The sequence below is a fragment of the Streptomyces sp. NPDC006283 genome (assembly GCF_040613325.1).
Lineage (GTDB): Bacteria > Actinomycetota > Actinomycetes > Streptomycetales > Streptomycetaceae > Streptomyces.
Window position 1 is genome coordinate 1 of record NZ_JBEXRZ010000300.1, and the last position, 6,881, is coordinate 6,881.

Genomic DNA, 6,881 nt, shown 5'->3' on the forward strand with positions numbered 1-6,881 from the left:
GGCGTCGCAGACTTTCCGCCGCCAGAAGGCCCGGCGGCGGCAGCGCTAATGGTTTACTGCCTGCAGCGTACTGCGTGCGCGATACTGGGATTGAACCAGTGACCTCTTCCGTGTCAGGGAAGCGCTCTCCCGCTGAGCTAATCGCGCTCGGATCCTCGCGGATCCAGTGGACGATACTGGGATTGAACCAGTGACCTCTTCCGTGTCAGGGAAGCGCTCTCCCGCTGAGCTAATCGTCCTTGGAGGTGGAGACGGGATTTGAACCCGTGTAGACGGCTTTGCAGGCCGTTGCCTCGCCTCTCGGCCACTCCACCCGGAGTGCAGGGGTTCGGGAAGATCCCCCTTCTCGAGCGGACGACGAGATTCGAACTCGCGACCCTCACCTTGGCAAGGTGATGCTCTACCAACTGAGCCACGTCCGCTTGTCGGTTCCGATCCGCTTGCGCGTCCCGGCGACGAGTTGAACTCTAGCGGATTCCCGGGCCAGTACAAAAACGCGTTTGTGCAGCTTGCCGACGTGTGTTCGCTCCACGGCAGCCGGGCGGCGGCCCACCTGCGGTTCACGCGCAGCACACCGGCGGCCCGCCGGACGCTCATCGGCAGCTCATCCCCGCCGGTCATAGACTCAACAACGTGCATGACCTTGCTCCTCTGGCCCGCTTCGGCTCCCTCGTCGCCACCGACCTCCGGGATGTCACCAGCGACCCCGCAGCCCTCGACTCCACCGGCTTCTGGGCCGTCGCGGCAGATTTCGAGGGCCGCCTGACCTGTGCCCGCTTCGGGGACGTCCGGAGCGAGCCGGTTCCCGAGCCCGTGCCCGGACGCTGGCGGGGCCCCGCCCCGGAGGAGTGGACGAGTTCGCTGGACCGCGCCGGATACGTCGCCGGCGTGCGGCGCATCCGCGAGCACATCGCGGCGGGCGAGGTCTATCAGGCCAATCTCTGCCGAGTCCTGTCCGCACCGTTGCCCGACCCGGCCACGGCGGACGTCGACGAGCTGACCGCCCTGCTGGCGCGAGGCAACCCGGCGCCGTACGCAGGAACGATCCGGCTGCCCGCGCACGGCGTGGAGATCGCCACGGCCTCGCCCGAGCTCTATCTGCGCAGGGAGGCGGACACCGTCGAGTCGGGCCCGATCAAGGGGACGGGCCGTACCGCCGGCGATCTGCTGGAGAAGGACCACGCGGAGAACGTCATGATCGTGGACCTGGTCCGCAACGATCTGGGTCGCGTCTGCGCCACCGGCAGCGTCACCGTCCCCGCCCTCTGCGCGATCGAGCCCCACCCCGGACTGGTGCACCTCGTCTCCACCGTGCGCGGCACCCTTGCGCGGGGAGCGGGATGGCGCGAGCTGCTCGCGGCCACCTTCCCGCCGGGATCCGTCACCGGGGCACCCAAGTCCAGCGCACTGAACATCATCAAGGCTCTCGAGACCGCGCCACGCGGACCGTACTGCGGCGGCATCGGCTGGGTCGACGCCGACCGGGGCACGGCGGAGCTCGCGGTCGGCATACGCACCTTCTGGATCGACCGCACGGACAGCACCCTGCGCTTCGGCACCGGCGCGGGAATCACGTGGGGCTCCGACCCGGAACGCGAGTGGGCCGAGACGGAACTCAAGGCATCCCGGCTGCTGGCGGTAGCGTCGGGCGCGTACGCGGCAAGTGGAAGGACAACTCGATGAAGGTCGCCATGAAGGTTTGGGTCAACGGCGCGCTCACGGACCTCGACGACGCCCGGGTCTCCGTGCTCGACCACGGAATGACCGTGGGCGACGGCATCTTCGAGACCGTGAAAGCGGTGGACGGGCAGCCCTTCGCCCTCACCCGCCACCTGGAACGGCTGGCCCGCTCCGCCAAAGGCCTCGGGCTCACCGAGCCCGACCTCGACGAGGTGCGGCACGCCTGCACCGCCGTACTGGCCGCCAACCCGATGCCGCTCGGCCGGCTGCGCATCACCTACACCGGCGGGCTGTCGCCCCTGGGCTCCGACCGCGGCACCGACGGACCGACGCTGGTCGTCGCCGTGGGCGAGAGCGTCCGACGCCCCGACACCACCGCGGTGATCACAGTCCCTTGGACCCGTAACGAACGCGGTGCGCTGACCGGGCTGAAGACGACGTCGTACGCGGAGAACGTGGTGGCGCTCGCGAAGGCGCACGACCAGGGCGCCTCCGAAGCCCTGTTCGCCAACACGGTCGGGCAGCTCTGCGAAGGCACCGGCTCCAACGTCTTCGTCGTCCTCGACGGCGAACTGCACACCCCGCCGGTCTCCTCCGGATGCCTCGCCGGCATCACCCGCGCGCTGACCGTCGAGTGGACGGGTGCCAAGGAGACGGACCTGCCCATGGACGTGCTCCACAGCGCGGAGGAGATCTTCCTGACCTCCACGCTCCGCGACGTCCAGGCGGTGCGGCGCGTCGACGGCCGTGACGTCCCCGGGACGCCGGGCCCTGTGACGACGAAGGCGATGCGCGTCTTCGAGGAGCGTGCGGCGGCGGACCGCGACCCCAAGTCCCCGTAAGCCACCGAAGGGCCGTCGGAAAACCTGGTGTCGGACAGCCGCGGGGCAGGTAGAAACTCCTCGATGACCACAACCCTGCGGCCCACCGGGCCGATTCAGCGCGACGACACCGGCGCCACCGCACGCACCTACGACGTCTGCGTCAACGGCAGGCCCGTCGGCGCGGTCGAACTCGCCACGGACCCCGGCGCGGGCCGCCCGGTCGGCCAGGTGCGGTCGCTGCGCATCGACGACGCGGACCGCAGACGTGGCCGCGGCACCGTCGCCGCCCTCGCCGCCGAAGAGGTGCTGCGCGGCTGGAACTGCACCGAGGTGCGTGCCTCCATCCCGGCCGACGCGGCCGCCGCCCTGCGCATGGCCGCCGCGCTCGGCTACACCGAACGGGGCCGCAACATGCTCAAGGAGCCCCTCGGCCCCTCGCCGGCGCTGCCCGACGGGGTCGAGAGCCGGCCCATGGGGGAGCAGGAGTTCGACCGCTGGCGATCACACGCGGTGCGGCAGTTCGCCCAGGACTGGATCTCCCGCGGCGTGCCCGAGGCGGAGGCCCTCGCCCGCTCCGAGGCGGTCCACGTGCGGCTCCTCCCGGACGGCCGGGCGACTCCCGGCACCCACATCCACAACCTGCTCGACGAGGGCACCGCAGTGGGTCATGTCTGGGTCTCGGAGACCGAGGTGCGTCCCGGTCAGGAGGGTGCGTACGTCTTCGACGTCGAGGTCGCACCGGACCGCCGCGGCCAGGGCTACGGACGCGCTTTGATGCTGCTCGCCGAGCGGATCGCGGCAGGGGCCGGACAGCGGCGGATCGCCCTGCACGTCTTCGAGGGCAACACCCCCGCACTCGCGCTCTACGAGTCCCTCGGCTACCGCACCACCCACCGCAACTTCGTCAAGCGGCTCCTCTAGGGCGGCGCCGCCTCACTGCTGCCCGGCGAGCAGCCGGTCCGCGATCTCCTCGATCCGGGCCCGCAGCCCCTCCTGGCTCTTGCCGCCGTCGAGGCGCTGTCCGTCGATCACGTACGTCGGCGTGCCGGTCACGCCGATCGCCTTGCCCTCCGCCTGGTCGGCGTCGACGATCAGGATGTGCCGCCCGTCGATCAGCGCCGTGTCGAACTCCTCGGCGTCCAGGCCGAGTTCGCGGGCCATGTCCAGCAGGAACGGCTCACCCTTCGCCGCCAGCTCCTCAGTGCGCGCCAGGGCGGCTTCCACGTACGGCCAGCCCTTGCCCTGCGATGCGGCCTCCTCGGCGGCCTGCGCGGCGGCGAAGGCGTGCTTGTGCTTGTCGAGGGGGAAGTGCCGCAGCCTCAGCTCGAGCCGGTCGCCGTAGCGGGCGCGCAAAGCGCGCAGGTCCTCCAGGGCGCTGCGGCAGTCGGGGCACTGGAGCTCGCACCAGACGTCGAGGACGACGGGGGAGCCGGTCGTGGAGTCGCTCATACGGTCAGTCTCCCAGCCCGGGTGCCCCGCGCCCCAACCGGGACCTGGGGAGGAGGGGACCCGGAGATGTCCCCCAGATGTTCCGGGTGGGGCGTCGCACCATGGCCGGGACAGGGTGGGGCGGTGCAGGATGGAAGGGACACACCGCTCATGCCGCGCTATGCCCTGGAGGACCGGATGCTGGCCGAGACCATTTGTTCCGCGGTGTCCGCGGCGGGCCTGGGCATCGCCGCGATCACGGCCTACCGCAGGCGCTTCCTCGCAGCGGCGCGTATCGCCGCCTACTCCCTCGTGCCGCTCGGCCTGGTGCTGACCGGCGCGGTCGAATGGGTGGCCGGCACGGCCTTCAGCCCGACCGCCTGGGTCGGCTTCGGGCTCCTCGGCGGCGCGTGCCTGCTGTTCATGACCACACGGGCCGTTGAGCGGCGTACGGGCGGCAGCCGCAAGGAGCGCAAGGCCGCCGCTGCTGCCGCCCGGCGTGACGCGGTCGAGCCCGCCGCGTCCCGAGCCTCGCTCGGCCGGTCCGGTCCGGCCACCACCGACCCCAAGGCCGCCCGCCCGAAGACATCCGGCACCGACGACGACTTCAGCGACATCGAGGCGATCCTCAAGAAGCACGGCATCTGACCCGGCCCCGGTCCGGCAGCCCGCACCGATCCGTGCCACGGGATGTGATGAACGACCCTGCCCGGTGGGTGTGTTGGTCGATCATCGGGGTGCGGGCTGCGTCATCATCACCCCCGAGATGCTCGATACCTCCCGGGGGCAGCCCCCCGTACCGACCCAGGAGCCGCGCGGATGCCTCTTCGCGCTCTCCCAGCCGCCCCTGATGATCTTCCTGGGGGTGATCGGTGTCCTGCTGCTGATGGCCGCCGTGCATGACCTCTTCTGGCTGTGACGCCGCGGTGAGGCGTCACGGCCCGGTCAGCCCGCGGCCTTGCGGCGCGCCCGGTACGCGGCGACGTGCAGGCGGTTGCCGCACGTGCGGCTGTCGCAGTAGCGGCGGGAGCGGTTGCGCGACAGGTCCACGAACGCGCGCCCGCAGTCCGGCGCCTCGCACCGCCGCAGTCGCTCCTGCTCGCCCGCGACGACGATGAACGCCAACGCCATCCCGCAGTCCGCCGCCAAGTGGTCGGCGACCGACGCGCCGGGCGCGAAGTAGTGCACATGCCAGTCGTAGCCGTCGTGGTCCGTGAGCTGCGGCGTCGTACCCGCCGCGGCCACGAGGCGGTTGATCACCTCGGCGGCGGTCCTGCTGTCGGGCGCCGCGAACACCGACGCGAACAGCGACCGCACGCCGTGCACCGCCTTGAGGTCCCGCTGGGTCAGATCCCCCACACCGCTGACGTCGTGGCTCCGCACGAAGCCGTACAGCGCCTCGACGTCCGTCAGCGCGTCGTCCCGATCGCCCTCGGGTGCGGTGTTCACCAGATCGACGACGGTGTCGAGGGCGATGCGGGTGTCGTGGGGGATCAGCACGAATTCGCTCCCTGGCCGGATGCGGGCCGGTGCCCGACGAATTGCGCTGAACTCTATCGGTTCGTGTGGAGAGCGCACCGGCGCCGTCGCCGCGGTGGATTCCGCGACGACGGCGCCGGTGATCGCCATATGTGGTTGTCCGCGCGGCGCCGTCTCCCCGAGACGGACGGCGCCGTGCAGTTTTCCGCCGGCCGGACTTCGGCTCAGCTTTCGGCCAGAATGTGCGACAGCTCCGTATCGAGATCGAAGTGTCGATGCTCGGTGCCGGGTGGCACCGCGGCGTCCGTCCGCTTGAGGAACGACTCCAGGGCCCGCGCCGGGGCCTCGAGCAGGGCTTCGCCCTCCGGGGAGCTCAGCGCGATGCAGACGACGCCCTGACCGTGGCTGCGGGACGGCCAGACTCGTACGTCGCCCGTGCCGGTGGGCCGATGCAGGCCCTCGGCGAGAAGATCGCGGGCGAAAACCCACTCGACCGTCTCCTCGGCTCCGGTGTGGAAGGTGGCGTGCACGGCATAAGGATCGGCCGTGTCATACCGCAGGCCCGCGGGTACAGGCAGTGATGACTCGCTCGATACAACGAGGCGCAGGTGCAGCTCGCAGCTGACCGTGGTGTTCATAAGCGCCAGGGCCTTTCGCTCAGTGTGCGCTCGGGGATTCGCACGTCGGCGAAATCGACATGCCACCTACGGTGCCGTTGTAAACCCCTCTGACCGTTTTGGGATCGTTCAGGTCGCTCGTACGGCGGTGCATTACTTTGCGTTATACGGCCATTCCGGTGATCGCGTTCAATCCGGTAGGTTTGGAATCATGAACGCGGAGAGTGACGAGCGGGAAGAGGGCGTCGCGGCGACGACGGCCGGCCCCGTGACGGGGGACGTGACGGACGGAGCGGCCGAGCCGCTCCCGGAAGGGGCGAAGGAGGAACCGGCGCTCGGCTCGAGGGCGCCGCACTTCATCAAGCGGTCCAGGACACTGCACGTGAGCTGGCAGGTCGGAGTCTTCATCGTCGGCCTGGCCGTCGTCGGCGCCGGTGTCTCGATGCTGGTGCTGCCCGGACCCGGCTGGGTGGTCATCTTCGGCGGCATGGCGATCTGGGCGACGGAGTTCGTCTGGGCCCAGCTGGTGCTGCGCTGGACCAAGCGCAAGGTCACCGAGGCCGCCCAGCGGGCCCTCGACCCGAAGGTGCGACGCCGGAACATCATCCTCACCACGGTCGGTCTGGTGATCATCGCGGTGCTGGTCGGCATCTACCTCTGGAAGTTCGGGATCACCATGCCGTGGAAGATCGACGAGTGACACCGCAGTGGTCCTGAGGACCGCCTGACATGCGGTAATGTTTGCGCTGCGCCCGGGCGATTAGCTCAGTGGGAGAGCGCTTCGTTCACACCGAAGAGGTCACTGGTTCGAACCCAGTATCGCCCACCCGGACCGTAGGCCCCGGAGACCGAC

9 protein-coding genes and 5 tRNA genes are annotated in these 6,881 nt (G+C 70.2%); 7 read left to right on the forward strand and 7 right to left on the reverse strand.

Going from position 1 to position 6,881, the window contains the following annotated elements; genetic code table 11:
• Positions 1–75 precede the first annotated feature (75 nt).
• The 4 genes from ABZ070_RS34185 to ABZ070_RS34200 all read right to left on the reverse strand — a co-directional run bounded on the left by ABZ070_RS34185 (position 76) and on the right by ABZ070_RS34200 (position 422).
• A tRNA-Val gene (locus ABZ070_RS34185) sits at positions 76–147 on the reverse strand.
• Positions 148–167: 20 nt separating this feature from the next.
• Positions 168–239: transfer RNA gene (locus ABZ070_RS34190), tRNA-Val, on the reverse strand.
• A 1-nt stretch (position 240) separates the two neighbouring features.
• Positions 241–314, reverse strand: a tRNA-Cys gene (locus ABZ070_RS34195).
• A gap of 35 nt (positions 315–349) precedes the next feature.
• Positions 350–422: transfer RNA gene (locus tag ABZ070_RS34200), tRNA-Gly, on the reverse strand.
• Between the two features lie 211 nt (positions 423–633).
• Between ABZ070_RS34200 and ABZ070_RS34205 the strand changes: the two genes are divergently transcribed.
• The 3 genes from ABZ070_RS34205 (at position 634) to ABZ070_RS34215 (ending at position 3,425) form a co-directional block, all read left to right on the forward strand.
• Positions 634–1,683: a chorismate-binding protein gene (locus ABZ070_RS34205; RefSeq protein ID WP_356639729.1), complete on the forward strand. Its 1,050-nt coding sequence runs from the start codon at positions 634–636 to the stop codon at positions 1,681–1,683.
• A gap of 8 nt (positions 1,684–1,691) precedes the next feature.
• Positions 1,692–2,522 carry an aminodeoxychorismate lyase gene (locus ABZ070_RS34210; RefSeq protein ID WP_356639739.1) on the forward strand — a complete coding sequence of 277 codons (831 nt, stop codon included), beginning with the start codon at positions 1,692–1,694 and terminating at the stop codon, positions 2,520–2,522.
• A 63-nt stretch (positions 2,523–2,585) separates the two neighbouring features.
• On the forward strand, positions 2,586–3,425 hold the full coding sequence (locus tag ABZ070_RS34215) for a GNAT family N-acetyltransferase (protein ID WP_356639731.1): 840 nt from the start codon (positions 2,586–2,588) through the stop codon (positions 3,423–3,425).
• Positions 3,426–3,437: 12 nt separating this feature from the next.
• Here ABZ070_RS34215 and ABZ070_RS34220 read toward each other — a convergent pair whose 3' ends face one another.
• Positions 3,438–3,953, reverse strand: a complete 516-nt coding sequence (locus ABZ070_RS34220) for a DsbA family protein (protein ID WP_356639733.1) — start codon at positions 3,951–3,953, stop codon at positions 3,438–3,440.
• Between the two features lie 177 nt (positions 3,954–4,130).
• Here ABZ070_RS34220 and ABZ070_RS34225 point away from each other — a divergent pair, with 177 nt between their 5' ends.
• Both ABZ070_RS34225 and ABZ070_RS34230 read left to right on the forward strand, forming a co-directional pair.
• On the forward strand, positions 4,131–4,580 hold the full coding sequence (locus ABZ070_RS34225) for a hypothetical protein (protein ID WP_356639741.1): 450 nt from the start codon (positions 4,131–4,133) through the stop codon (positions 4,578–4,580).
• A gap of 118 nt (positions 4,581–4,698) precedes the next feature.
• Positions 4,699–4,851 carry a hypothetical protein gene (locus tag ABZ070_RS34230; protein ID WP_356621226.1) on the forward strand — a complete coding sequence of 51 codons (153 nt, stop codon included), beginning with the start codon at positions 4,699–4,701 and terminating at the stop codon, positions 4,849–4,851.
• 26 nt (positions 4,852–4,877) lie between these two features.
• On the opposite strand, the gene ABZ070_RS34235 is transcribed toward ABZ070_RS34230, so the two are convergent.
• Positions 4,878–5,432 (reverse strand): CGNR zinc finger domain-containing protein, encoded by a 555-nt coding sequence (locus ABZ070_RS34235; protein ID WP_356639735.1) that lies wholly within the window; start codon positions 5,430–5,432, stop codon positions 4,878–4,880.
• Between the two features lie 203 nt (positions 5,433–5,635).
• Positions 5,636–6,049, reverse strand: a complete 414-nt coding sequence (locus ABZ070_RS34240) for an SsgA family sporulation/cell division regulator (protein ID WP_003959770.1) — start codon at positions 6,047–6,049, stop codon at positions 5,636–5,638.
• A 190-nt stretch (positions 6,050–6,239) separates the two neighbouring features.
• Here ABZ070_RS34240 and ABZ070_RS34245 point away from each other — a divergent pair, with 190 nt between their 5' ends.
• Positions 6,240–6,728 (forward strand): TIGR02611 family protein, encoded by a 489-nt coding sequence (locus tag ABZ070_RS34245; RefSeq protein WP_356639737.1) that lies wholly within the window; start codon positions 6,240–6,242, stop codon positions 6,726–6,728.
• Positions 6,729–6,782: 54 nt separating this feature from the next.
• A tRNA-Val gene (locus ABZ070_RS34250) sits at positions 6,783–6,854 on the forward strand.
• Positions 6,855–6,881: the final 27 nt, after the last annotated feature.